The sequence below is a fragment of the Alcanivorax sp. genome, assembly GCF_019431375.1.
GTDB classification, from domain to species: Bacteria; Pseudomonadota; Gammaproteobacteria; order Pseudomonadales; family Alcanivoracaceae; genus Alcanivorax; species Alcanivorax jadensis_A.
Genome location: NZ_CP080267.1, coordinates 1481854 through 1508304 on the forward strand (window position 1 = coordinate 1481854; position 26451 = coordinate 1508304).

Sequence of the window (26451 nt, forward strand, 5' to 3'; positions counted from 1 at the left end):
TCTGACGTCTTAACCCTTCCTCCATCTGCCCGACTCCCTTAGGCTTACTCCTTGGCAATTATCCCCAAGGAATGTCCATGCAAAACGGGCTGATGGTGCTGCACGGCAACCGTCTGGAAACCCTCACCGAGCTGGTGGCCGATTGGCTGCAGCGTGAGCCGCTATCACCGCTGGAAACGGAAACCTTCCTGGTGCAATCCAACGGCATGGCCCAGTGGCTGAAATTGCAATTGGCGGATGCCCTGGGCATCAGCGCCGGCTTCCAGTTCCAGATGCCCGCCCGTTTTTTGTGGAGCGCCTATCGCACCGTACTCGGCGAAAGCCAGGTGCCGCGCACCTCCCCCTTCGATAAATCCCGCTTGCTATGGCGGCTCTACCGTCTGCTGCCTACCTTGCTGAATAACGACCACTTCGGCCCATTGCGGCACTTTCTCGCCGACGATGTGGATGGCCGCAAACGCCATCAGCTGGCCGAGCGACTGGCGGATCTGTTCGATGCCTATCAGGTGTATCGGGCAGACTGGCTGGCGGACTGGGAAAGCGGCAACGACCGTCTGCGCAAGGCCCAGGATCGCGACGCCTTTGATGATTTCCCCACCAGCCAGTTATGGCAGGCACATCTGTGGCGCGCTCTGCTGGCAGACATGAATGACAGCAAGCAGGGCCTCAGCCGCAGCGCCATCCACCGGGATTTCATGGCCGCACTGACTCAACACCAGGAACAGGGCATGCCACCGCCGGGCCTGCCCCGCCGCTTGATCATCTTCGGCATCAGCGCCCTGCCCCAGCAGGCTCTGGAAGCGTTGGCCGCGCTCAGCCAGCACTGCCAGATCCTGATGCTGGTACAGAACCCCTGCCAGCATTACTGGGCAGATATCGTCGAAGACAAACAACTGCTGCGACGCCAGCTGGACAACCGTAAACGCCACCTGACCGCCCTGCCGGAAAACCGCGTTAACCCGCTGCTGGCCGCCTGGGGCAAACAGGGCCGGGACTTTATCGGCCTGCTCTACGATCACGACGATCCGGACAGTTATCGCAGCGCCTTCCAGAACCAGATCGATCTGTTTGAAAATTGCGACCCGCAAACCCTGTTGCAACACCTGCAGCAGGACATTCTCGATCTGGAACCCCTGCCGGCACCGGACCAGCGTCCGCCCCTGGAAATTGACAGTTCTCTACATTTCCGCATCGGCCACAGCGCCCAACGGGAAGTGGAAATTCTCCAGGATGAACTGCTGGACCGTTTCAGCAACGACCCGAGCCTGCAGCCCCGCGACGTGATTGTGATGGTGCCGGACATCGAAGCCTATGCGCCGCACATTGATGCGGTGTTCGGCCGACTGGACCGGGACGATCCCCGCTATCTGCCCTACACCCTCAGCGACCGCAGTGCCGGGGCCGCATCCCCTCTGGCCCAGGCGGTGGAATCCCTGCTGCACCTGCCCCAGTGGCGCTTCACCGCCACCGACATACTCGATCTGCTGGATGTGCCGGCCGTGCGCGAACGCTTCGGCATCGACGAAAGCGACCTGTCGCAACTGGCCCGCTGGATCGACCAGGCCCGCATTCGCTGGGGCCTGAACAGCCAGCAGCGCACCACCCTGGAGGTGCCCGGCTTCGAACAGAACAGCTGGGCCTTCGGCCTGAAACGGATGCTGGCCGGCTACCTGCTCGGCGACGGCCCGGCCTGGATGGGCATCGAACCCCTGGACGAAGTGGCCGGCCTGGGCGCGGAGCTGGCCGGGCGCCTGTCGCGCCTGCTCGATACCCTCGAACACCACTGGCAACAGTCCCGTCAGGACGCCAGCGCCCGGGAGTGGCAACAGCGCTTTACTCAACTGCTGGACGACCTGTTCGCCCCGGTGGACGAAACCGACCAGACCCTGGATGCGGGCCTGCGCGACGCCCTCAATGACTGGCTGGCCGCCTGCGCCGAAGCCGACTTCGACAGCCCCCTGCCACTCACCGTGGCCCGCCGCCCCCTGCTCGATGCCCTGAATGCGGAAAGCCTGTCGCAACGGTTCATGGCCGGGCGCATCAACTTCTGCACCCTGATGCCCATGCGCGCCATTCCCTTCCGCCATGTCTGCCTGCTGGGCATGAAGGACGGCGACTACCCGCGCCAGCAGCAGCCCATGGATTTCGATCTGATGCGGCAATGGGGTAACTATCGCCCGGGGGATCGTTCCCGCCGGGACGACGACCGCTACCTGTTTCTGGAAGCCCTGCTCAGCGCCCGCGACAGCCTCTACATCAGCTGGACCGGCCGCAACGTACGCGACAACAGCGAACGCCCGCCCTCGGTGCTGGTGGCGCAACTGCGCGACCATATCAACCAGCGCTGGCATACCGACCAGGGCGAACCGGTGGATGCCCTCACCGTGGCCCATCCGCTGCAACCGTTCAGCGCCCGCTACTTCTTCCACACCGACCAGGGGGCGGCCAACGACAGCGATTCGCTACACACTTACGCCAACGAATGGCGCGCCCTCCACGATGGCCAGGCTCCCGCTGTCAGCAACGCCCAGCCCCTGCCGCCACTGGATACCGACGAACCGATTACTTGCGCCGCCCTGGGTCGCTTTCTCAAGCAACCGGTGGCACATTTTTTCGAGCAACGGCTGAAGGCCCGCCTGAAACAGCAACGCCAGGTCCTGGACGACAGCGAACCCTTCGCCTTCGATGGCCTGCAACGTTTCCAGCTACAGGACCAGTTGCTCAACGAAGCACTGCGCGCCGGCCCGGAGCATGCCGGCGACGCCATGGCGCACACCCTGGATCGCCTGGCCGGCAGCGGCGACCTGCCCCTGGCGCCCTTTGACGAAGGCAGCCGCGACAGCCTGCTGATGCCCCTGTCGCAGCCACTGGAACACTACTTTGCCCTGCTGGCCGAGAGCGGCGCACCGCAACCCCAACAGGAAATCCGCCTGAATGCCGGCCCGCTGCAGATCGAAGACTGGCTTACCGACCTGCGTGGCTCCGCCGCCAATGCCCAGCGGCTAGTGCTGCACACCGGCAAGCTCAAGGAACGCTTCGACAAACTCACCCGGGACTGGACCCTGCACCTGGCCGCCTGCGCCGCCGGGCATCCGCTGACCACCCATATCCAGGGCCAGGATGGCCGCGTCACCCTGCCCCACCTGAACCGCAGCGACGCCCAGTTCTGCCTGGACCAACTGGGCCATGCCTGGCAGCAGGCCCTGTGCGAACCGCTGCCCATCGCCTGCGCCACCGCCTTTGCCTGGTTGAAAGGGGAAGAAAAAGACAACGGCGACAACGAGGCACGCAAGGTGTTCGAATCCGGATTCATGCACACCGGCGAACAGGACAAGGAACCGGCCATTGCCCGGGCCTGGGCCGACTTCGACACTATGTTGGCTGTCCGCCATGGTGACCACAGCGCCTTTGCCTATTGGACCGAGCAACTCTATGCCCCGCTCTATCAACATGCACAGTGGCAAGAGCCAGGAGACGACGTATGAGCACTGAACGTCCGCTCCCGATTACCTTCCCACTGCACGGCACCCGGCTGATCGAGGCCAGTGCTGGCACCGGCAAGACGTTTACCCTGGCCGCTCTCTACCTGCGTCTGGTACTTGGCCACGGCGAAGAGAATGCTTTTTCGCGCCCGCTGTTGCCGCCGGAAATTCTGGTGGTGACCTTCACCGAAGCGGCCACGGAAGAACTGCGCGAACGGATCCGCGATCGCCTGGCCGATGCCGCGCGCATCTTTGCCGATGCCGCTGCAGAAGCCGACGACCCGGTGCTGGCCGAATTGCTCAACGACTATAGCGACTCGGACGACCGCGCCCGCTGTGCCCAGCGCCTGGATGCCGCCGCCCAGTGGATGGACGAAGCCGCCATCTACACCATCCACGGCTTTTGTAACCGCATGCTCAAACAGCACGCCTTCGATTCCGGTAGCCTGTTCAGCCTGGAATTGCAGGAAGACGCCAGCGACGAACAACAAATGGCGGCGCGGGATTACTGGCGTTCGGTGATTGCCGAATTCCCGGTGAGCGCCGCCAATGCCCTGCAAAGCGACAACCTGGGCAACCCGGACGCCCTGCTGGAGGCCTGCCGCCCCCTGCTCGTTTTGAAAGAAGCCGACCCGGAGGAGCTACCGCAAAGCATCACACACTGGCTCACGCAAACTGGCCCGCAGGCGGACAAGGATCAACAAGCCCGCCAGCAACTGGCCGCCGAACTGCCGGACTTTCTCGAATGGGTGCGCGCTGCCCGCGACAACAAGTGGCTCAACGGCAACAGCTACCGCACCACCAGCCTGCCCGGCATGTTGCAGACCCTGCAGCGCTACGCCAACGGCGAACGGCTCAACGACAAGGCCTACGACACCCTGGCGAAGTTTTCCCATGCGGGCATGAAACTCACCAAGGCCGGCCAGGAGCACCGCCCGGACTTTGCCTTCTGCCAGCAACTGGATGCGGTCATGGAAGGCCGGGCGAACACGCAACTGCCCCGCACCGACCTGCTCGCCCATGCCGCCGCCTGGATCGACCGGCGCGTGGATCAGGTCCGTCGCCAGACTGCCACCATGGGCTTCGACGACATGCTCAGCCGCCTGCACGATGCCTTGAAAGGCAGCAACGGCGAACGCCTGGCCCAGGTTATCCGCGACCAGTTCCCGGTGGCATTGATCGACGAATTCCAGGATACCGACCCGACCCAATACGGCATTTTTTCCGCGCTTTATGAAGGGCAGGAAGGCACTGGCTGGTTCATGATCGGCGACCCCAAGCAGGCCATCTATGCGTTCCGCGGTGCCGACGTCTTTACCTATCTGAAAGCCCGCCGGGCCACCGCAGGCAACCACTACACTCTGGATAAAAACTTCCGCAGCGCCGACGCCATGGTCAGCGCGGTGAACCATCTGTTCAGCTACAGCCAGAATACCTTTGGTGATGTGTTCATGATGGACAACGCCATTCCCTTTGAAGCGGTACAAGCCAACGGCCGCAAGGACGTTCTGCTGGTCGACAACAACGAAAAATCCGGCATTACCCTGTGGGTGGACGAGCGGGAAAAACCGGTCAGCGCCGGCCAGTACCGCGATGAGCAGGCCGCACGCTGTGCCAGTGAAATTGCCCATCTGCTTAACGGTGCCGTAAAAGGTGTCACCGGCTTCCAGAAAGGCGACAGCTTCCGGCCCCTGCATCCCAACGACATTGCCATCCTGGTACGCGATCGCACTGAAGCCAAAGCCATCCGCGATGCACTGATGGAGCGGCAGGTACGCAGCGTTTATCTGTCCGATCAGGATTCTGTATTTGCCCAGCCGGAAGCCCATGACTTGCTGCTGATCCTGCACGCCTGCGCCACCCCGGAATCTGACACCCGGGTACGCAGCGCCCTGGCCTGCGCAGTGCTGGATCTGGCCTACGCGGAACTGGATGCCCTCAATCAGGATGAAGTGCGCTGGGAAGAAACCGTGGAGCAGTTTCACGGCTATCGCCAGCAATGGCAGAGCCAGGGCGTGCTGCCCATGCTGCGCAGCCTGCTGATGGATTTTCATGTGCCCGCCCGGCTAAGCCAGAGCCTGGACGGCGAACGGGCCCTGACCAACCTGCTGCATCTGGCAGAACTGTTGCAGCAGGCCGCCACCCAGCTGGATGGCGAGCAATCACTGATTCGTTATCTCGAAGACACCGTTGAGGAAGGCCGTAGCAGTAGCAAGGAAAGCATCCTGCGACTGGAAAGCGACGACGACCGGGTCAAAGTGATCACCATCCACAAATCCAAGGGCCTGGAATACCCGCTGGTGTATCTGCCCTTTATCTGCAGCTTCCGCCCGGCGGACAAGAACAAGCCGCCGCTGCGCTACCATGAAAACGATCATCTCAATGTGTCGCTGGAACCGGACGACACGGTGGAAAACAAGGCGGACCACGAACGACTCGCCGAAGACATGCGCCTGCTCTACGTGGCCCTGACGCGTGCCTGCCACACCTGCACTCTGGGGATCGCGCCCTACATCAAGGGCCGTGGCAAACAGAATCAACTGGAGAAAAGCGCCATCGGCCGTTTGCTGTTCGGTAACGGCGTGGCCAACGACGGCCTGCGTACCGCGCTGGCACCGGTAGCCCATGATGCGGTCACCATTATCAACGCGCCGGACAGCAACCCGGAATGCTATCAACCCAAAGCGGAAACGCGGACCTTGCGCACGCCGCTGATTCCTGCGGCACGACAACGGCAACCCTGGTGGATTGCCAGTTACAGTGCCCTCAAACAGGTACAGGAAACCCTGGCCCCGGCCGACCCGCGCGGCGATCAACTGGCCGAGCAGCAGGACGACACCCTCGTCGATGATGCGGAACCGTTAGCGGATACCATCCACGCCTTCCCCCGTGGTGCCGCACCGGGCACCCTGCTTCACGATGTACTCGAACAGGCGGCCAACCAGCGCTTCGAACAGACCCTGGCTGACCCCATCGAGTTTGAAACCAGCGTGGAAGAAAAACTGCAGGCGCGCGGCTGGCAGGATCATTTCGCGGTGATCCGCCACTGGTGGAAGCAGGCGGTCACTACACCGCTACCGGTGGCGAACAGCGACATCGCCCTGAATGCCCTGCATACCTATGTGCCGGAACTGGAATTTGTGTTCCCCGCCCACCAGGTGAAAGTGGCCGAGATGGACACCCTGATCCGCCAGCACATCCACCCCACACACCCGCGCCCGCGACTGGAAGCGGATATCCTCAACGGCATGCTCAAGGGCTTTATCGATCTGGTGTTCGAACACGACGGCAAGTACTACGTGCTCGACTACAAATCCAACTGGCTGGGCGTGGATGACAGCGCCTACACCCTGGACGCCATGACCGACGCGGTGCTGGAAAAGCGCTACGAAGTGCAATACGTGCTCTACCTGCTGGCCCTGCACCGCCTGCTGAAAAGCCGCCTGCAGGATTACGATCCTGACCAGCACCTGGGCGGCGCCGTGTATGTATTTTTACGTGGTTTGCAGGGGCCGGCGGCAGGCACGGTGTTTGATCGGCCGGAGACGGGGTTGATTGAAGCGCTGGATGAGATGTTTGGGGGAAAGATATGAGCTACGAGCTGCGAGAGACTAGCTACGAGACGCGAGATAGGCAATCTTTAGGGAGTAGCTCGTGCTCGCGAAACAACATTGCTGAATCACTGCAACACGCTTTGTTGTATGGCCCCTGTTTCCTCAGGTTTTCATCTAGCAGCTCGCAGCTAGTAGCTCGTAGCTGCTCTTCCCGGAGGGCTCCCCATGCAAACTGACCTGTTCTCCGCCCTCACCTGGGAAGACGCACTGATTCTGCTGCGTGATAACAATTTGCTGCGCGATCTGGATGTGGCCATTGCCCGTTTCCTCAACCAGCAATGCCCGCAGGCAAGCTACGAAGTGCTGCTGCTCGCTGCTTTCACCAGCAATCAACAAGCCAGCGGCCATCTATGTCTGGATCTGAAAAACCGGGAACTGGCCACTCAGCTGTGGGGCACCAGCCCGCCACCGGAACTGGTCACTCTGCTGCCCGGCAAGCCGGACGACTGGCTGCATGATCTGCAACAGAGTCCGCTGGTGAGCCAGAACGGCAGCACGCCGCTGGTGCTGGATGGCAGCCGCCTTTACCTGCGCCGTAACTGGGCCCGGGAAGTGGCTGTGGCCGAGGCCATCGACCAGCGACTGGCCACGGTCAGCCCGTTGCCCGCCGAGCGTCTGCGCGACGCCCTGGCCCGATTATTCCCGAGTGCCGGCGACCAAACCGATTGGCAACAGGTGGCTTGCGCCCTGGCCAGCCGCAGCGGCATCGGCATCATCACCGGCGGCCCCGGTACCGGTAAAACCACCACCGTGGTGCGCCTGCTGGGGCTGCTGCAAAGCCTGGCCATGGCAGACAACCAGCGCCTGCGTATTCGCCTCGCTGCCCCCACCGGCAAGGCGGCGGCACGGCTCACCGAATCCATCGGCGAGCAGGTGCAACAACTGGACGTGGAATCTGCAGTACGCGACGCCATCCCCACGGACGTGACCACCCTGCACCGACTGCTCGGTACTCGCCCGGACAGTCGTCACTTCCGCCACCATGCTGACAATCCGCTGCACGCGGATCTGGTGGTGGTGGACGAAGCCAGCATGATCGACATGGACATGATGGCCAGCCTGCTTGAGGCCCTGAGCCCCCACACCCGGCTGATCCTGCTGGGCGACAAGGACCAGCTGGCCAGCGTGGAAGCTGGCGCGGTGATGGGTGACTTGTGTCGCCATGCCCACCAGGGGCGTTATCAACAAGGTACCATCGATTTCGTCAGGGACACCTGCGGCGCCGACATCAGCGACTACCGGGAAACCGAACAGACCCCCGGCAACGCCCTGGCCCAGCAGACCGCCATGCTGCGCACCAACTGGCGCTCCAAGGACAGCCCCGGCATCGGCGAACTGGCGCGGGCCGTCAACGAAGAAAACCTGCCGCAAGTACGCAAGGCCTTTCAACAATATGGCGACAGCCTGCATCGCCACCCCCTGCGCAGCGACGGCCAGCAACTGGAAACCCTGCTGCTGAACGGCAGCGGCGACCACCAGGGTTTGCGTGCGCTCTTTCAGACGGTGGCAACACCACCAGCGCAACGGCAGGACTTCGATGGCTGGGCCGCCGGCCTGCTCAAGCAACTCACCCACCAGCAACTGCTCAGCGGTTTGCGCAGCGGACCGTTTGGGGTGGAACAGCTGAACCTGCGCATCACCCGCCACCTGCAACAGCAGGACCTGGCCCCGGAACGGGAATGGTACCCGGGCCGGCCGGTGATGATGACCCGCAACGACTATCAGCTGGGCTTGATGAACGGGGATGTGGGACTGACGCTGCCCCTGCTGGAAGAGAGAAATGATAAACCGGAGTTACTGCTGCGAGTGGCGTTCCAGTTACCAGACGGTCGCATCAAGTGGGTACTGCCCAGTCGCCTGGACGGGGTAGAAACCGTCTATGCCATGACTGTGCATAAATCCCAGGGCTCGGAATTCAGACACACCCTGCTGGTGCTACCGGACGCCCCCCACCCGCTACTTACCCGGGAACTGATCTACACCGCCGTCACCCGCGCCCGGGACCGTTTCACTCTGCTGGAATTCGGCAAACCGGCAGTGCTGGACAGCGCCGTCAAGAAACGGACCTGGCGCGCGTCGGGGTTGGCAGAGCGGCTAATGTAGGAGCCATGCTCCCCCCAGGGGATCTACGACATGCGAACCGAGCCCAGGCGAGGAAAAAAACGGTGCATAGTCTCCCGATTTCGCCAAAGGCATTAGCGACGCCTGATGTTATCAGCCCCCCGCTTCGCGGTTCGCCATGCGAGCATAGCTCCTACGAACAGAGCGTTTGGAAGAAAAGTTGGCAGTAGCCTTCACCAATGCCCCCCAAAAAAAACGGGATGCCGAAGCATCCCGTTTTTTGTCGCTCGAATCACGCCGTTACTTGAACTGCGCTTTCTTCTCTTCGGTTTCCACAATGATTTCCGCACGACGGTTCTTGGCGCGGCCCTCGCGGGTGCTATTGTCCGCCACCGGGCGGCTCTCGCCGAAACCTTCGGTGCTGATGCGATCACCGCTGACCTTGTAGTCCTTCATCAAACGGTCCTTCACGGACTGCGCACGACGCTCGGACAGGCCCTGGTTATAGTCTGCCGGGCCGGTGCTATCCGCATGGCCTTCCACACGAATATGGCCTTGCTCACCACCGTTCAGGCGCTCTGCCACACCACGGATCTCATCAGAGAATTGACCCTGAATGGTATCGCGGTCGAAGCCGAAGTAGATCACTGAAGTCTGACGCTGCTCCAGGGTTTCATAGACCTGGCAGCCATCCGCATCCACTACCGCGCCGGAGGCGGTGTTCGGGCAACGATCCCGGTCGTCGTTGACACCATCGCCATCGCTGTCACCGGTAACGACTTGCGCCGGTGCGGACTCCACCACTTCGTCTTCAGCGCTGTCATCGCTGTCATTGCTGATACCGAATGCCAGATTGATACCCGCATAGACCTGACCTTCCCAGTACTCGCGATCAGTGCTGTACGCCTGACGGGTACCCAGATCCAGAATCACATGCTTGAAGAATGCGCGCTGAACACCCAGCTCGACACCGGTCATCAGCTCATCATTCTTGTCGCTGTTGGGATTATTGAGGCTCTCGATGTACTGCTCGCCCACGTTGATACCCGCGTAGGGTTCAAACCCGAGAATACCGGTATCGTTGAAGTGATAACGGCCACTGACGAAATAGTTGGTCATGTCCAGGCGACGGCCGGAATCGTATTTGCTTTCCGCATCGCCTTCCACTTCGTCATACCAACCCTGGACAGACCAGTTGGGATGAAAACGCCAGCCCAGTTGACCACCGTAGAACGGCACGTCATCCAGACCGTCGGTCCCGTTACCGATCACATCATTATCATAAAAGGTGTAATAGCTGGCATGGCCACCGATATAGCCATAACGATCCGGAACATTTTCTCCGGCCAAGACAAGGGGGGAAATAAACAGCGGAATAGCCGCAGTAACGCGCAAAATAGTTTTCATGGCAGAGATCCTTTCCTGTTACCCAGTTATGGCGGGGATTTAACCACCAGGGCGAAGAACAAGCAGCCATGAAGCAGTACTGACACGCACAAATTTACCGAAATTTAACCACTCTCAGACCAAGGGTTTACATAACAATAAGTAATAACTATCACTTGGAACGAGAGCTCCAATGCTCCTCTTATAGAAATTTATTTTTATAAAATTATTATTATTCATTAACTCAGGACAACGAAGCCTGTGCCCGCCATCTTCCGCAGGGTGTATTAGCCGCCGGCGTAATCCACCCTACGTGGACCACATCACTACTTGGTTACCCACTGGCCGTCCGGGGTTCTGACATAGTCCCCGGCATCGGTTTTATCGATGGCTTTCTGGCCGGCCAGTCGCGCCACCTGATCCAGGGTAATGCCGTTTTCTTTGGCAATACGTTCGTAGGCCGCGCGGCGTTTCTGGTTGATATCCGCCACCAGCTCTACCGCTGCCGGTGTGGCCTTGACCACGCCCAGATAACCGTCCGGTTGTTCACCCACCATGCCCTGGCTTTTCGCTGCATCCAGATCCAGTGCGAACGCCGCCATGCTCAACAGCAGGGTCAGGGTGGCAATCATGGTTTTTACAATCTTCATTGTCCCTACTCCTAGAACAGGTCGCTGTCTTCACTGAACAACTGATCGATATCCTTTTCCACCTTGAGGCGGATTTCATGGTCGATCTTCACGTTCAGATTGATGGTGATAGGCTCCTCCGGGGCTTTCAAGGCCACCGTCGGCGTGCAGGCGGACAAGGTTACCGCCACCAGCAACAAACCCGGCGCGAGTGTTTTCATTGTGCTCTCTCCGTGCGCAGTTTCTCGGTGATGTCATCGCCAATACGCAGGCTGCGCATCAGCACCAGCATGTTTTCCCGATGGGTGTAGTTAAACACCACCGGCAGATTATTTCTCTGCGGATTCACACCCTTGATGGTCACCGCCGCTTCCAGCCAGCCTTCCCGGTCCATGTTCATGCGGGCCTGGAAATCCGGAATGGTCAGCACGCTGAGGCTTTCCAGTGCCAGTTTCACGGCCTGATTGGCGCTGGCCATGGATTGCACACTGGATGATGGCGGGATGCGCAGGGACAGGGTTTCCTCATTGGCCAGCCGCGCTCCTTCCACCACCAAAAAATCCGTGCCCAGTTGCAGGGGCACATAGCCACCAACCCGCCCATCCAGAAAGACCGCCGGCGGGTTCTGCAAGGCTGCCACCTGCTCCAGATCAATGCGGGTGATCACCACCGGCTGGGGCCGGGGTGACGGCCAGTCCAGCGCCGGCGAACGCAGGAAACCACCCAGTAACGCCGCGCGGATATCAGTGAACTGCCATTGGCGGAGATCGCTCTCAATCTGCAGGGACAGGTCGGTAATCGGGGTACCGATATCCAGGGTGTCCGCGGTCACGGGACCAACACTCTTGAGAGACACCGTGCCATCACGATAGTGCCCTTCCAGGGCTCCCTGAATCCCCCGGGCCGTGACGCTGCCCCAGTCCGCCTCCGCATCGGCCAGGCGAATTGTGCCCTCGGCAGACAGCGTGTCACGCCATTGCCAGCTACCCTTACCGGTGAGCGTGCCCGCCTGTGGCGTCATCGCCAGGCCCTGGCCCATAGCCGGGATCAACGGGCTATCGATGTGAAAACTGCCAAGGGGCACTTCCCCTGCCAGGGAGGCTTGCGCCGTCAGCTCGCTTTGCCAATCGGCAATGGTCAGTCGTGCCGTGGCGGTTTTGCCGGTCAGGCGGGCGCTGCCTGCCACCACCGGCAACCGCCAGCGCGCCGCCAGCAAGCCGCCACTGCGCACATGCACGTGGCCATGGGCACCGGCGCTATTCACCGTAACCGGGCCTCTGGCGGTCACCGTGATCGGGCGCAGCAGCACCTGGTCTATCAGCCCTTCGCTGACGGACAGTTGGCTGCCATCCGCCAGCACCACGGCACTGTCTTGCAGGCGCCATGGCACCTGCAGGGAGACATCGCCGCCCCGGTCATAGTCAGGAATGGAGGACGTGGCAGACAGCGTGCCCTGCCAGCCGCTCTCCGCCTGCCGGAACGACAGGCTGCCATCGAGCGGGTAGCCGGCATACTGACCTTTCACCGTGGCCTTGCCGCCGTAGGGAGCCCGTTGCAGAGTTTTCAGGGGCAACCGAAAGGCCAGATGATCGTCACCGTGACGGGCGTTGAGGCTAATCGGTTTTCCCTGCAGCCCATCGCTGGCGGCCTGGCCCTGCCAGTGGCCATCCAGCCGGTAGCCTTGCCATTGGCCCTGCAGTGCCAGCGCGCCCTGCCACTGCCAGTGTTTGCCCTGCCACTGGATCCGGCTCGGGTTGACCTTCAGGCGCAGGTCTTCATAGCCAACCAGCAACGGCAGATCTGTGGCGCCGTCCAGCGTCATGGGTACCTGCAGAGGCACTTTCCATTGCGCAGAGAGCTGTTCCGGTAACGCCAGGGTTGCCGGCGCCAGGGTCAGCATTCGATCCTGCCACTTAAACTCCAGCTGACCATCCAGCTCAGGCCCCTCAAGCACCACCCGTCCGGCCCCCTGCTCTACGGTGCTGTCATCACTGCTGGCGGAAACATGGACCTGCCCTGGCGGTCCTTGCAGTTGCAACTGTCCCCGAACTTGCGACGGGGCAATGCCCTGCCCTTGCAACGATAACGGTTCCGGGATTGCCAGCTGCCACTGCCCATCGAGCGCCAACGGCTCGGTCAGACTCATGTCCGCCTGCCACTCCTCACCGGTAAAACGGGCCGTCATCGCCAGATCGGCTTTTTGCGGCTGAGATTGCAGACCCGCGTCCTGCAGGGTGGCATTCAGGGAGCCCGCAGCTTGTCCCTGCCACACGCCCTCGCCATCGAGCTGCCAGGAGCCCTGCCAATCCGCCAGCCACTCATTCAGTGCGCCGTTGCCTTGCAACGACCACAGCCCGTCATCGCGGGCATACTCCGCCTGCAGCAGGCTTTGTGGGCTCTCCACCTGAAGGGACCAGTGTTGTTGTTGTTGCCTGGCGTTTACCTGCAACGTCGGCGGCACCACCCCACCGGTCTCGGGTAGCTGCAGCGTCTCAACGGAAAGCACAAAAGGGGGCGTCCACGGCAACGATTCCGGCATCACAAAACCGTCATCGTCCGCCCCACTATCACAGGCGGTGACAGTGACCGTGCGCGTGTGGACGGTGAGAGGGAACAGATCGCGCAGCACCAGATCGTCACCGGCCAGCGGCGCACAATCGTCCGGCTGCCAGCGCCAATGGGCCAGGGTCAGGCCGTCGTCCCAGCCCGGCTTGCCCACACGCAGCCCCTGGCTATACAGCCAGCCCGCCGCCACCAGTGCCACAACCAGCAACAGTAGCAACGCAACACCAAGGCCTCGAAAAACAGGCGGGAAAAATCGCACCATAACGGTTAGAACCGGCGCAGCAACAATGGTTCGATAGTGGTGGCTTGGCCGGGCGCTGGCAACCACTTACCCCTCAAGTATCCCGGCGTCACCTCGTCTGTCACCGGGCAAGCAACGCGCCGGTCGACGCATTGCCGTCGGGTCGCGGCCAGAAAAAATCTCAGGGAGTCAGCAGCGGGCGCAGGTAGGCATTGGCCCACTGGCGCACCCCGGCCTCGTTGGCCGGGTTCATCAGCCCGTCCGGGGACAGCACCATGGACTGGGTCAGGCGCAGCATCAGCTCGGCCAGGGCCTCGGAGGACTGCTTGCGAATGGCGCCCTTGTCCTGCTCCTGGTCCAGCATGCCGGCCATATACATCCGGAAGAAGCCCATCATCTGCCACAGACGCTGGGTGAGAATGGGCAGGATGGTTTCCGGCTCGGAGGTGAGCAACCGCTGCAGCAGCGGGTGGTGGTGAGCCCGGGTGGTCGCCAGCACAAAGGATTCCAGCACCCGTTCCACGCCGTTATCGATCTGCGCCAGTTCTTCCTCGATCCTGGCCAGCTCCCGCTGGCACTCACGCAGGATCACCACCTGGATCAGCTGGTCCTTGTCCGCAAAGCGGCGATAGGCCGTGGCCCGGCCAATACCGGCGCGGGTGGCCACGTCTTCCATGGTGGTGCGGCGCAGGCCGAATTCCACGAACAACGCCAGGCCGGCATCGAGCACCTTTTCATAAGTCTTGTCCCCTTCCGGCACCTGCAGGTTTTTCAGCAGGGTTTTCGACGCGGCCGTTTTGCGTGACATTCAGACTCCCAGTGTGTCCCGGTAGTTTCCATGGCTTATACCGCATGGCCACCGTGGTCGGCAAATTCCTCGGCCTCGGTTGCTCCGTAAAGGGTGTGTGCAAAATCCTTTTCTTACCACAGAGGGCACAGAGTTCACTGAGGATGAACAGGCTTGTCTTTGCTGGGGGCGCCGGTCTGCGAATAGCGGTTTGCCCGGTTCGCTTGCAGGCAAGCTCCTACAACACGGCTAGAGCTGGCGGCAGAAGAAACCGCTTTTCTCAGTGTTCTCTGTGACCTCTGTGACCTCTGTGGTCAAAATCCACTTACGCCGACCGGGCGATTGCCATCAAGTGCACGTCTGCATTGCCGAACAGGCCATCCACGCCGGTCACCCGTTTCACATAGTGGCCCACGCCCAGCTCGTCGGTCATGCCCATGCCGCCGTGAATCTGGATCGCTTCCTGGGCGATCTTGCGTCCGGCCCGGCCCAGCTGGGCCTTCATGGCATGGACGGCCTTGGCCGCGTCATCATGGCCTTCCACGGTTTTCAGAGTGGCGGCCAGCAATAGCGAGCGGGTCTGCTCCATGGCGATGAACATGTCCGCCATGCGGAACTGCAGCACCTGGAACTTGCCGATGGGCATACCGAACTGCTTGCGGGTCTTGCTGTATTCCACGGTCTCGTTGAGCAGCACGGACAGGCTGCCCACGGATTCCGCCGACAGGGCCAGCAGGCCTTCATGAAGCACATCCCGGGCGATGGCATAGCCGCCGTTCAGTTCACCGATGCGGGCCGCCTCGGATACTTTCACCTGATTGAAGCGGATCTCCGCGCCCTGGCGACCGTCCACGGTGCGGTGGGCCACCCGCTCCACGCCTGGCGCATTGGCATCCACCAGAAACAGGCTGAGGCCATCCTGATCACCGGGCTGGCCGCCAGTGCGTGCCAGCACTACCAGCAGGTCCGCCTGGTCGCCGTTCATCACGCAGCTCTTGGTGCCATTCAGTATCACCTCACTGCCTGTCACGTCGGCGGCCATGGCGGTGTTTTCCAGGGTGAACACCCGCTCGTACTCTTCCGCGGCAAAGGCTACCTGCAGCTTGCCTTCCAGCAAGGCCGGAATGGTTTCCGCCTGCTGGGCCGCGCTGGCGTGCCGCAGAAAACCGCCGCCCAGCACCACGGTGGCAATGTAAGGTGCCATGATCAGGCCCTCGCCCAGGGCTTCCAGCAGCACCATGGTTTCCAGCGGGCCCATGCCCAGGCCGCCGTGCGCTTCCTCGAACGGCACCGCCAGCCAGCCCAGATCCGCAAACTGCTGCCAGGTGGCCGTATCCAGTGGCATCAGCTTTTTATTTTGGCGATGTTTTTCCACATCACTGTTGTCGCGCACAAACCGCTTGGCGCTATCCGCCAGCATTTGCTGTTCTTCACTCAACTGAAAATGCATCGTTGTTCTCCATTCCCGGGCGGGGTCTCACCCCTACCGTTTACAACCCCAACACCGCCTTGGCGATCATTCCGCGCTGCACCTCGTTGGAGCCGCCATAGATGGAACAGGCCCGCGAGTTCAGATAATGGGGCATGGCAGTGAGTGCATACTCCGGCCCGATCACCGGCTGTTCCTCACCGGGCACCAGGGCCTGGGGCTGCCAGATCACGCTCTGGCTACCCAGGGTTTCAATGCGCAGCTCGGTGACTTTCTGCAGCAATTCGGTGCCGAGGATCATGGTCATGGACGACAGGGCACCCGGGTCCTTGCCAGCAGACAGGGCGGACTTGATGCGCATCTCGGTGAATTCCAGCGCCAGCACATCCGCTTCCAGCGCCGCAAACTTGTACTGCCACACCGGGTCCTGGTTCAGCGGGCCAAAGGCGGTCTGCTGCTTCTCGGCCATCAGGCGAATCTTTTCCAGCATCACGTTCAGGCCCGGGGCATATTCCTGGCCACCACGTTCGAAGGTGAGCAGGTACTTGGCCACGGTCCAGCCATCGTTTTCTTCGCCCACCCGGTTCTTCTGCGGCACCCGCACATTGTCGAAGAACACCTGGCACTGCTCCGGCACTTCATCCAAGCCGACAATGGGCTCGATGGTGATGCCCGGCAGGTCCATGTCCAGCAGCAGGAAGGTAATGCCCTGCTGGGGTTTGCCATCGCGATTGGTGCGCACCAGCGCGAACATCTTGTTGGCGTAATGGGCGTAGGTGGTCCAGATCTTGGTGCCGTTGAGGATGTAGTCGTCGCCATCCTTCTCGGCAAAGGTCTTCAGGGAGGCCAGATCGGAACCGGCGCCCGGCTCGGAATAGCCCTGGCACCAGAAGTGCTCGCCGCTGAGAATCTTCGGCAGGTACTCCTTCTGCTGCTCCTCGGTGCCGCAGCCGATCAGACAGGGGCCGCACATGTGCAGGCCCATGGGCACCAGCGGCGGCGTCTCGGCTCGGACCAGCTCCTCCGCGAAGATGGCCCGCTGGGTCACGCTCCAGCCAGTGCCGCCGAATTCCTTCGGCCAGTGCGGCGCCGCCCAGCCCTTGTCGTTGAGAATGCGCTGCCAGGCCATGGCTTCCTTCACCGGCGCAAACACTGAGGTCACCATCCTGCCCGCCTCCCGAATGTCCGGGGTCAGGCTCTCCTCCAGAAAGGTGCGCACCTCATCCCGAAACGCCTTTTCCTGCTCCGGCACCCGCAGATCCATACCGTACTCCGCTGTTATCAGACTCAGTGGACCCAGTGTACGGGAGACAAAATGAGACACTAATGACGATTCGTATCACGCCCCTGGCGCAAAGCGTCAAAGCGCCACTCCCTCCTCAAGCTCCCACGAACCAACTCAGCTATAATGCGCCGATATTCCATGCAGACAGGCAACACCCGCTTATGAGCATCAACTGGTTCCCCGGCCACATGAACAAGGCCACCCGCGAGATCCGCGAGATCCTGCCCAAGGTGGATCTGATCATCGAAATCGTCGACGCCCGCCTGCCCTACAGCAGCGCCAACCCAGTGATCGAGAATTTCCGTGCCGACAAGCCCTGCCTGAAACTGCTCAGCAAAAGCGACCTGGCCGACCCGGCCATCACCCAGCAATGGCTGGACCACCTGCAAAAAGACCCCACCGTCCGCGCCCTGGCCATCACCACCCACAAACCGGAATCCATCCGCAAACTGGCAGAAACCTGCCAGCAGATGGTCAACAAAAAACGTGACCGGGCCACCACCATCACCGCCCTGATCACCGGTATCCCCAACGTGGGCAAATCCACCTTTATCAACACCCTGGCCGGCCGCCAGGTGGCCAGGGCCGGCAACGAACCGGCGGTGACCCAGCGCCAGCAGCGCATCGAACTGGGCGGCGGCCTGATCCTCATTGATTCCCCCGGCATCCTCTGGCCGAAAATCGAGAACCGTAACAGCGGCTACCGCCTGGCTCTCTCCGGCGCCATCAAGGCCACCGCCATGCAGGAAGACGACGTAGCCCTGTTCGCCGCCGAATACTTCATGCAGGCCTACCCGCAACAGATGAAAGAACGCTTCAAACTCGATGACCTGCCCGAAGAAGGCGTGCCCTTCCTGGAAACCATCGGCAAACAACGGGGCTGCCTGGGCAGCGGCGGCCACGTGGACTTCGACCGCGCCGCCACCCTGCTGATCAGCGAATACCGCGGCGGCAGACTCGGCCAGCTCACCCTGGAAACCCCGGCCATGGCGGAGAAGGAGCATGTGAAGGTGGCGGAGATTCGCAGACTGAAAGAAGAGGAGAAGGAAGCGAAGAAGAAGGCCAGGAAGGCGGCGTATAAGGCGAAGGGGCATCAGGGAAATCAGTAAGAGACTGGGTCACCAATACACTTGTCGAAGATAATTGCTAGCCCCGAGCAATCACACACCAGTGCAACGGAAGTAATTGCCCGCTCGACATCAGACAATGCTTCGTCGTCTTCGATGTTCAGGCGGTTTTCAGGGCATCACTCTCGGGGTAACAATATCCATTCTGGACGACCCCGTATTTATCCATTTCAGGCTTTCGCTTTAACCGGACGGCTGTGGGCAAGGACTGCTGCTTTGCGCGACGTGAATCTCACATCACCGTCCTTCACGGTGAAGCCTTCCAGGCGCAAGCTGGCCGCGTAGTTGGCCCGCCGAACCTTGGCAAAATAGGCTTTTTTTGCTTCCAGTGAGGGAGAAGACATTAAGCACCTTTGACCAGTTAACATACTGAAATTATAGGAAAAATAGACCACCATACTACATTTCAGTCACCTGAGAGCTGACTCCTTTATTAATCAGGAACTTTTATAAATAACGCTGGCTTCTTATCTCTCTCATCCAATAACGCAAACGAACTCTCCTACAACTCTGTAACTCAAGGCCTCATCATCATTTAATATAATTGAATTAAAGTCTTCATCGTCAGAGTTGGGGCTTAATTCAATCCGTGAGTGCCTCCAACCTTTCTCATCTTCTAGCTTGAAGCTTTCGTATACCTTGATGGTGTACCTTGATCCAGTCTCTGCATCAACGCTATCAATACACTCAACCAGTACAGTCTTACCATTACGCGATCCGCCCTGGTCTTGCCGAAACAAGCAGAGGGCTCCATTCGGAATAACACGGTTCATGGATTCCCCCATGACTCGGCAGGCGAACATCCCCTCTTTCAGGATCACTCCATCCGGCACAGGCACCAAACTTTCATGTTGGACATTCTGTAGGTCACTGAATCCACCAGCAGCAGCCTGAAGATCAACTAATGGCACAGCATTTTCATAGGGAACAAGCGATTCGACATTACCATCCTGAGCGACAACCTTCCCGGAATGCATGGGAATAAATCGCTTTAAATACTCCTGAAGATCGGGATCACATGCATAAACAAATGTGCCCCTTATCCCTCTAAGCATCATCGTTCTATAGATATTGATAATATATTGTTTCAGCTCTTCTGGGTCCTTGATTCCTTGACCGCCAGTACGATCAAAATAATTGGCTTTATCAATAACAATTGATTCATTCACCTTGTCGTATCGAATCTCTTTACCAAAGATTATGCCTGCGTAGTTCAGGTCATAACCTTGTGTGGTATGGATACAACCAACCTCCATGTATGAATCTTTTCTGTTAATCCAATCAGTGTTGGTGCTATTCCAGCGAAGGCTTAAACCATCAATTTCAATATCAAATGCTTCATTGTCTTTCTTTGAAGCCCATGGCCATGAATAACCTGCGACGAGCCTAGAAAGCCCTATCTGAATCTCCTTCTCCTTGATCACATCGACCATGTCACCTAAAGAATCAAAGAGTTCGAATTCGTAATTCTTATCGGAAAATCGCTCACCACTATCAAGGCGGCAGTTAAGCAAGGCATCAATGAATTCAACATAAGGCTGACCTGCTTTGACCCTGAATTGGGAAAGCAGCTTGTGGGTTACCGACCCCTTATCAGCTTTGAGGCTATCAAAGACAGAAAAATCAGCGTCTGACGGCTTGATAGACTGCCCCTTATCGTAGAAAAAAACCGCCTTATCAGACTGCCGACAAACCCAGTCCACCTCACTGCAGGTATGCTTATCCATACCCAGTGCCTCACAGCTTTTATCAAAAGTGCCAAAATATGCACCCAGATTCTTTCTTTTCCTCAATCGATGCGATTCATCGACCAGAACAATATCGTAATACTGTTTGGTAAGTTCAGCAGGACTAATCACCATCTTGGGACTTAAACCAGAGACATGTTTGAAAGCCTTCTTCAAGGTCGTCCTGAAAGATGTCATCGGAACAACAAGAGCCATACTGGGATCGGGATTATTCTTCTTAAAGTCATCGACAAGAGACTGTATCTCAGCTTCATCATCAGCAAAGTCGCGAAGATCAATCTGTCCGTCGCCCTTGCTCAGTAATTTAAACAGGAATATTGCCAGAACCGACTTCCCTGTTCCCGCTCCGCCCTCAATAACAACATTCCTGACTTCAGGGTTAATCAACTCATACAGAATGGTAAGCAAACCCTGGCGCTGATCAAAGGAGAGAGATTTATAAGGTGAATACTTGAACACATCGGAGTTATCTATATGGTTCAGCGTTTTCGACGCCACGCCACAAGAGATCAGTGCATCCCAGACGTCCCGGAAAACCCGCTCGTAAAGATCATCTCTCTGATAATAGTTATGATCGGACAACCCCAGATTACCATTGAGAAGGGAGTATTTCCCATCTGCAGCCATGTACTTTATCAGCAACGACTCAACATCCAGTGTCGCTGATTTATTGAAGTATTCACTGGTTATTAAATGGACAGCCGTAAGCAGTTTTTTCTCATCATGCTTTAGATGCGTGCCCATTCTGGATAGCGCATCCGTTGTCTCTCCAATGTAAGCATGCAATTTTTTCTCATCACTAAGAACATAAACCAGAGGCCACCCACCCACAGCAAATGCATTGCTACGCAGATCATCCAAAGATTTTCCGCTGAAAGGGTAGCGTTTTATATCGACAAGGGGGTCGTGACTCATAGATCTGTATACTTTTTGGCTGTACCTTTCGCCTTGTCGACAGGGTATTTCAGCTCATTCTTCCTGATTTTTTCCAGCACGATCTCGCTGATGTCCAGGCCATAGCTATCTGCCAGCAGAAAGGCATAGGCCAACACATCTGCCAGCTCTTCCTTTACTTTCCCAACATCCGCATCTTCGGATGATTTCCAGAGAAAAACTTCCAGTAACTCTGAAGCCTCAATACTCAGAGCCAAAGACAAATCTTTTGGGTTATGAAATTGCTTCCAATCCCTTTCGTCTCGAAATTGGCGTAGCTTTGCAATTACGTCTTGCATATCTATTCCTCAATCTCTTTCGACTGGCCAGGCAAGCATGCAATCAGCCTCTACCAGCCATTTTTTCCCGATAGCATTCTCTGTGATGAGCCAAGTATTGCTGATGGCTGTCATCCAGCTTTATGATCATATTCTTGTGGATTCCCAGCCTTGCAGGATTCTCGAGGTGGCTGGAGATCAAAATCCGACCACTCTCATCAAAACTAATGAACTGCCTGTCGAAAACTTTATCCAGATTAGGCACCAGCAACAAACCATTAAATGGATCTAACCGCTCTCTGTTATCTGCCTCTTTCCATGGCTTGATATGGGAAGCAATCAGCAAGCGCACATCCGGGTATTGGGTGACGGCGCAGCCGCGCCAGTAGCCTACTAGACCTTCCCTGAACTTGCCGTGACCGAGACGAGTGGTGCGCAGCGTACTGCGTTCGGTTTCTGACAGGGTGGCATCGTTATCCAAATCGGCCAGATCGTTGGTTAACTCATAATCCGTCACGTCTTTCAGAAACTGGCCGTACAGGCGCAGGGCCGCACTGTACATCCCGTGACCAGTATCATCTTTCACCTGAAAAGCGGGCTGGCTTTGGATGCGCTTGCTGAGCCGCTGGTATAGCTCCACCGACCCGACATCAAAGAATGATTCGATCAGCTCGCCCTCGCCTTGCAGCAACTTCGGCAGGGTATTGTTGAGTGCCCCGGCGTAGCTCTTGATCGTCCGTTCACTTTTACCTATTGAATCGGCCCAATGGGAAAAGTGCTTGCGACGATTCTGTAGGTTGGCAAACAACGCCGCTTCGATTTGCGGCTGCAGGCCAGGATCACAGAACATGCGAAATAGCGGCGTATCCAGGTAGGCATAGTCAATCAGCTGCGAGGTTGCCCGTGGGCCTGGGGCCTTATGGTCTTTTAACCGCCGCTGGTACTCGTCTTCCTTACCGAGGGCTGGCTTGTGATGCCAGAAGCCGGATGATTGCAGATAGAAGTACGGAAACTCCGGGTTGTCGCGGTCATTATCCTGTTTGAGCTGAGCGAAGCGTTTGGTGAATGCCTGCCGCAGGGCATCATCAAAGTGAATGCGGTTGCCTTTCAGGGCTCCTGCCCGAATCAGATCCAGCACTGCCAGCAGCAGGCATACCTTGTGGGGCCGGGGCCGATCTTTGGTGCGGTCCATGCGCAGGCTGCTGAGTTGATCCAGATACTGTTGAGGACTCATGGCTGCCTCCAGTAATCCGCCCTGTCCGCTTTGACCCACCGCACACCTCCTCTAGGGTCATCCACATCGCCGTCATAGCGAGGAATCAGATGGCAGTGCATATGCGGGACGGTCTGGCCTGCGGCTTCGCCGCAGTTCATACCGATGTTGTATCCCGCCGGTGCATAGCGCTCATCCAGGTAGGTTTTGGCCTGATTGATCAGATGGGTAATGGCGGCCTGCTCCTGATCCGTCAGGCTGAACCAATCGTTGCTATGTCTTTTCGGAATGACCAGCAAATGACCTGGCGAAACGGGAAATTTGTCCTCTCGGACATAGGCCAATTCGTTATTCATTTCTGTGCCATCTTCCAACGCGTCTGGCATGGAACAAAATGGACAATCCGGCATCAAGCTCCCCTTCTTCTTTGCCCAGGTATTCCCTACCTGAAAGCTGTTCATTCTTATGTGAGAACCATATCACAAGACATAAACGCTACCAGATTCTCTTACCCGTTTTTTCGTATCTGGCTGACTTAGGGAACCTCTGAAAAACTCCCCGACTTTGCCATAATCAGGGCTTTCTATCAGCCACTTTCCGGGAATGCCATGAGCCAGCTGACTTTTGCCGAAGCCGAATATGAACACAAGAAGCGCAAGACCCGGCGGGAAGTGTTCCTTGAGAAGTTGGATCAGTTGCTACCCTGGAAGGCGCTGGAGTCCACGATTGCGGTCTATTACGCCTCCGGTAGCACTGGCCGGCCGCCGTATCCGCTCTCCAGCATGCTGCGCATTCATGTCATGCAGATCATCTACAACCTGAGTGATCCGGCGATGGAAGATGCCTTGTATGAGATCGAGTCTATGCGCCGTTTCGCAGGGATTCGGCTCTCTCGGGTTCCTGATGAGACAACGATCCTGAACTTCCGGCACCTGCTGGAGCAGCACACTCTTGGCAAGAAGCTGTTCAAGAAGATCAACCGTCAGTTGGCACGACATGGCCTGATGGTTCGGGAAGGCAGCATCGTTGATGCGACGATTATCGAAGCGCCCAGCTCGACGAAGAACAAAGGTAAGGCTCGTGATCCGGAGATGCACCAGACCAAGAAAGGCAATCAATGGCACTTTGGCATGAAGTGCCATATTGGCGTCGATGATGCACGGTGGGTCTGATTCATAGCCTTGCCACTACCGCCGCGAATGAGCATGACCTGACGGCATCAGACCAGCTTTTGCATGGCAAAGAGAAACGTGTCTGGGGAGACGCGGGTTATTGCGGTATCGAGAAACGCGAAGAGCACAAGAACCGTAAAGTGGATTGGTTTATCGCTGAGCGTCCTGGTAAGCGCTCCACGATGTCGAAGGTTGCGCTGGAATGCGAAACCATCAAAGCCAGCGTACGTGCCAAAGTGGAACATCCCTTCCGAGTGATCAAAGGCATGTTCGGTTACAGCAAGGTTCGCTACCGGGGTCTGGCGAAAAATACCAACCGGCTCTATCTCCTGGCGGGGCTGCACAACCTGTTGAGGGTGAAACGGGTGCTGCTGCCCTAGGGGCAGTGCGCCTGATTGCCGCTAAAGTGCGGCAATCAGGCGAAAAAATGAACACTCAAGAGTGAATTGTGGCCTGAATTTGATGGCAGAAGCCTGTTGATCATCGTAAAGGCGAAAAAAGCGAGTTATTCAGACCTTCCTTAGATTGTCGGGATTTGCGCATGACAGGAATGGTTGAGGAGGAATGAGATCGCGCCGCGAGCGACGCTCTTACAGTTAGACCTAGCGTTTATTTCAGGCACAAAAAAGCCCGGCTGTTGCCAGCCGGGCTCTTCTGTATCTCGATTGGGACGGGAGGACTCACATTCCACAGGTAAACAGTTGAAATACATTGATTATCCTCAATACCAATAACCAATATACCCCCATAAATACCCCCAATTTGCTCCAGCTGGACCGCTCATCGGAGCGATTCCATCCATCTGGCGGCGCCTCATCTCGGCTGGCCCAATCATCTCAAGGGCCGCTCGGAGGGCAATTTGGCCGGCCCACCCCTGCAGGACCAGTTTGTACGATGCATCGTACAGTGCCTCACTGCATCCGATTGGATCAGCCGGTCGGCATTTCAGCATTTATCAGCAAGGCGCCAGCTAACCTTAGTGTTCGGCAGCCAGGCCGCTTTGATTAATCTTGATACCTTTTCAAACGCTGGCGAACTCCTCGCGCGTAGTGACCCCGGAAAAACCTTCCGGCGATGTCAAGTTTTGACCAGTAGACAAGACGTATACATTAACCAAGATACGGATCAAGATTTCAGGTTTTTTCAGGTTCCGGTGCTCCCGATGTCAACATTTGTCAACATGCAAGCAGACTCGCTCCAGGCTTCAACATTCTTCAACACCCCCGGGAGCGAAGTTCGCAGCCTGGTTCGCACCCTCTACGCGCGTAGTGACTGTGGAAAAATCTTCACCCCTACTTTTCCCTACCTGCCTCACGCGCGTATTGGTCGCAAAACGTCAAGGCCGCAGCCCTCGCGCGCGGATACCTGCACGTAGCTGTCTCGAAACCTTCCGGTGGTAGGCTGTCGCTGGTTAAGAATTGTTAAGGTCCAGAAAAGGAATCCACCATGAGAGCCCCCATCACCCTCACTCAAGAAAAGCTGGAGGAAATCACTGGTTACAGCAGGACATCAGCGCAGGCTAGGTGGCTCATGGAGGCCTACCAGATCCAGGCAAAGTACAAAGCAGGTGGGGGCCTGTCTGTACCTCGATTGCTGTATTTCCAGCGGGCAGGCATCTCTATCGACACCGCGGAGCCGAATGAACAGCCGACCATGAACTGGGCAGCACTAGAAAAGGAGGAAGCGAGGCCAAAGCCCAATCTCGACTTTCTCGAGACAGAGGGAAAAGCAAAGTGAACCCCGAGATAATCACCGAGGAAGAGCTGCTTGAAGACACCGGCTTCAATACCCGGGCCCCGCTCAAGCGGTGGCTGGACAGGCACGGCATCAGTTACCGGATGGGCTCCGGGGGAAGGATCTGTGCGGTGTCCGTCAAAGAGTACTGCGGCATTGTCGATCCAGTGGAACAGAAAGACTCAGAGGGCCTCGAGTTCCTCTAAGAGCGCCCGACTCATAGTCACCCGCTACCAACTAATACTTGAAATATAACTCTCGCTCTCTACCCACCCCTGATTATCATGGTTCGTTATTACTGTTAGGGAATAGGCGAAGCCATCAAGCTTCCACTCTTGCTCAGATATAACAACAGCAGCGGTGAACTCCCCGGCCTTAAATTTTTGCTCCTTCGTCTTTGGATCCCCAAATGCTTCTGCGCTCACTGAAGACAGCCCCACCCAGTCGGCCTCATTAATGGTGTGAGTAACATAAGAAAGCCTGCCGCCTTCAAAACCGTATGAGGTGTGACTGCAGGCAGTGCCGGCCGGGCAATCCAACTCTACATTGACCCCTTTTCTCGTACTGCAGATAGCGAATCCGGCTCCATCAAACTTTATATCTGACTCAGCTGCACAACCAAAATTCGGCTTAATCGATAACAATTGGGCCGGAGTCTCAACGTCATAAAAATGCGCACCATTATCTAGAACCACCTTCTCCGGGCCGCTAGAGCACGAAGCAGCGGTTAAGGCCGCAATAATTATATAGCCTTTGTTCATCTTTCT

The 26451-nt window shown here is 58.1% G+C and carries 20 protein-coding genes; 7 read left to right on the forward strand and 13 right to left on the reverse strand.

Going from position 1 to position 26451, the window contains the following annotated elements:
* Positions 1–77 precede the first annotated feature (77 nt).
* From recC to recD, 3 genes are all read left to right on the forward strand, one after another.
* A complete protein-coding gene (gene recC / locus KZ772_RS06795) occupies positions 78–3485 on the forward strand; it encodes an exodeoxyribonuclease V subunit gamma (RefSeq protein ID WP_290539052.1) in 3408 nt (1135 codons plus the stop codon).
* Positions 3482–7075: an exodeoxyribonuclease V subunit beta gene (gene recB / locus KZ772_RS06800; protein ID WP_290539053.1), complete on the forward strand. Its 3594-nt coding sequence runs from the start codon at positions 3482–3484 to the stop codon at positions 7073–7075. Before recC ends, recB begins: the two co-directional genes overlap by 4 nt.
* 186 nt (positions 7076–7261) lie before the next feature.
* Entirely contained in the window at positions 7262–9199 is a 1938-nt protein-coding gene (gene recD, locus KZ772_RS06805) for an exodeoxyribonuclease V subunit alpha (protein WP_290539054.1), read from the forward strand.
* 258 nt (positions 9200–9457) lie between these two features.
* Here recD and KZ772_RS06810 read toward each other — a convergent pair whose 3' ends face one another.
* The 7 genes from KZ772_RS06810 to KZ772_RS06840 form a co-directional block, all read right to left on the reverse strand.
* A complete protein-coding gene (locus KZ772_RS06810; RefSeq protein ID WP_290539055.1) occupies positions 9458–10564 on the reverse strand; it encodes an OmpA family protein in 1107 nt (368 codons plus the stop codon).
* Between the two features lie 305 nt (positions 10565–10869).
* Positions 10870–11193, reverse strand: coding sequence for a YdbL family protein (locus KZ772_RS06815; protein WP_290539056.1), 324 nt, complete (start codon positions 11191–11193; stop codon positions 10870–10872).
* Between the two features lie 11 nt (positions 11194–11204).
* Positions 11205–11393, reverse strand: a complete 189-nt coding sequence (locus KZ772_RS06820; RefSeq protein ID WP_290539057.1) for a YnbE family lipoprotein — start codon at positions 11391–11393, stop codon at positions 11205–11207.
* Positions 11390–13954 carry a YdbH domain-containing protein gene (locus tag KZ772_RS06825; protein WP_290539058.1) on the reverse strand — a complete coding sequence of 855 codons (2565 nt, stop codon included), beginning with the start codon at positions 13952–13954 and terminating at the stop codon, positions 11390–11392. The genes KZ772_RS06820 and KZ772_RS06825 overlap by 4 nt, the downstream gene beginning before the upstream one ends.
* Before the next feature lie 205 nt (positions 13955–14159).
* The gene (locus KZ772_RS06830; protein ID WP_290539059.1) at positions 14160–14786 is read right to left on the reverse strand and encodes a TetR/AcrR family transcriptional regulator; all 627 of its coding nucleotides are present in this window, start codon (positions 14784–14786) and stop codon (positions 14160–14162) included.
* A 304-nt stretch (positions 14787–15090) separates the two neighbouring features.
* The gene (locus tag KZ772_RS06835) at positions 15091–16215 is read right to left on the reverse strand and encodes an acyl-CoA dehydrogenase family protein (protein ID WP_290539060.1); all 1125 of its coding nucleotides are present in this window, start codon (positions 16213–16215) and stop codon (positions 15091–15093) included.
* Between the two features lie 40 nt (positions 16216–16255).
* Positions 16256–17458: an acyl-CoA dehydrogenase family protein gene (locus KZ772_RS06840; protein WP_290539061.1), complete on the reverse strand. Its 1203-nt coding sequence runs from the start codon at positions 17456–17458 to the stop codon at positions 16256–16258.
* A gap of 182 nt (positions 17459–17640) precedes the next feature.
* On the opposite strand from KZ772_RS06840, the gene ylqF reads away from it, so the two are divergent.
* The gene (ylqF, locus tag KZ772_RS06845; RefSeq protein WP_290539062.1) at positions 17641–18588 is read left to right on the forward strand and encodes a ribosome biogenesis GTPase YlqF; all 948 of its coding nucleotides are present in this window, start codon (positions 17641–17643) and stop codon (positions 18586–18588) included.
* Between the two features lie 188 nt (positions 18589–18776).
* On the opposite strand, the gene KZ772_RS06850 is transcribed toward ylqF, so the two are convergent.
* The 5 genes from KZ772_RS06850 to KZ772_RS06870 form a co-directional block, all read right to left on the reverse strand.
* The gene (locus KZ772_RS06850; protein WP_290539063.1) at positions 18777–19004 is read right to left on the reverse strand and encodes a YhfG family protein; all 228 of its coding nucleotides are present in this window, start codon (positions 19002–19004) and stop codon (positions 18777–18779) included.
* Positions 19005–19082: 78 nt separating this feature from the next.
* Positions 19083–21215: a DNA/RNA helicase domain-containing protein gene (locus tag KZ772_RS06855; protein WP_290539064.1), complete on the reverse strand. Its 2133-nt coding sequence runs from the start codon at positions 21213–21215 to the stop codon at positions 19083–19085.
* 50 nt (positions 21216–21265) lie between these two features.
* Positions 21266–21586: a nucleotide pyrophosphohydrolase gene (locus tag KZ772_RS06860; RefSeq protein ID WP_290539065.1), complete on the reverse strand. Its 321-nt coding sequence runs from the start codon at positions 21584–21586 to the stop codon at positions 21266–21268.
* 43 nt (positions 21587–21629) lie between these two features.
* On the reverse strand, positions 21630–22799 hold the full coding sequence (locus KZ772_RS06865; RefSeq protein ID WP_290539066.1) for an HNH endonuclease: 1170 nt from the start codon (positions 22797–22799) through the stop codon (positions 21630–21632).
* Positions 22796–23239, reverse strand: coding sequence for an HIT family protein (locus KZ772_RS06870; RefSeq protein WP_290539067.1), 444 nt, complete (start codon positions 23237–23239; stop codon positions 22796–22798). Before KZ772_RS06870 ends, KZ772_RS06865 begins: the two co-directional genes overlap by 4 nt.
* 147 nt (positions 23240–23386) lie before the next feature.
* Between KZ772_RS06870 and KZ772_RS06875 the strand changes: the two genes are divergently transcribed.
* From KZ772_RS06875 to KZ772_RS06885, 3 genes are all read left to right on the forward strand, one after another.
* Positions 23387–24330, forward strand: a protein-coding gene (locus KZ772_RS06875; protein WP_290539068.1) for an IS5 family transposase whose coding sequence is annotated in 2 segments (ribosomal slippage) — positions 23387–23932 and positions 23935–24330 — 942 coding nt in all. Because the reading frame shifts where the segments join, the coding sequence is not laid out codon by codon here.
* Positions 24331–25396: 1066 nt separating this feature from the next.
* Complete coding sequence (locus KZ772_RS06880; protein WP_290539069.1) at positions 25397–25687, forward strand: DUF4224 domain-containing protein; 291 nt, start codon at positions 25397–25399, stop codon at positions 25685–25687.
* On the forward strand, positions 25684–25890 hold the full coding sequence (locus tag KZ772_RS06885) for a DUF4224 domain-containing protein (protein WP_290539070.1): 207 nt from the start codon (positions 25684–25686) through the stop codon (positions 25888–25890). Before KZ772_RS06880 ends, KZ772_RS06885 begins: the two co-directional genes overlap by 4 nt.
* A gap of 24 nt (positions 25891–25914) precedes the next feature.
* Here KZ772_RS06885 and KZ772_RS06890 read toward each other — a convergent pair whose 3' ends face one another.
* The gene (locus KZ772_RS06890) at positions 25915–26445 is read right to left on the reverse strand and encodes a hypothetical protein (RefSeq protein ID WP_290539071.1); all 531 of its coding nucleotides are present in this window, start codon (positions 26443–26445) and stop codon (positions 25915–25917) included.
* Positions 26446–26451 lie beyond the last annotated feature (6 nt).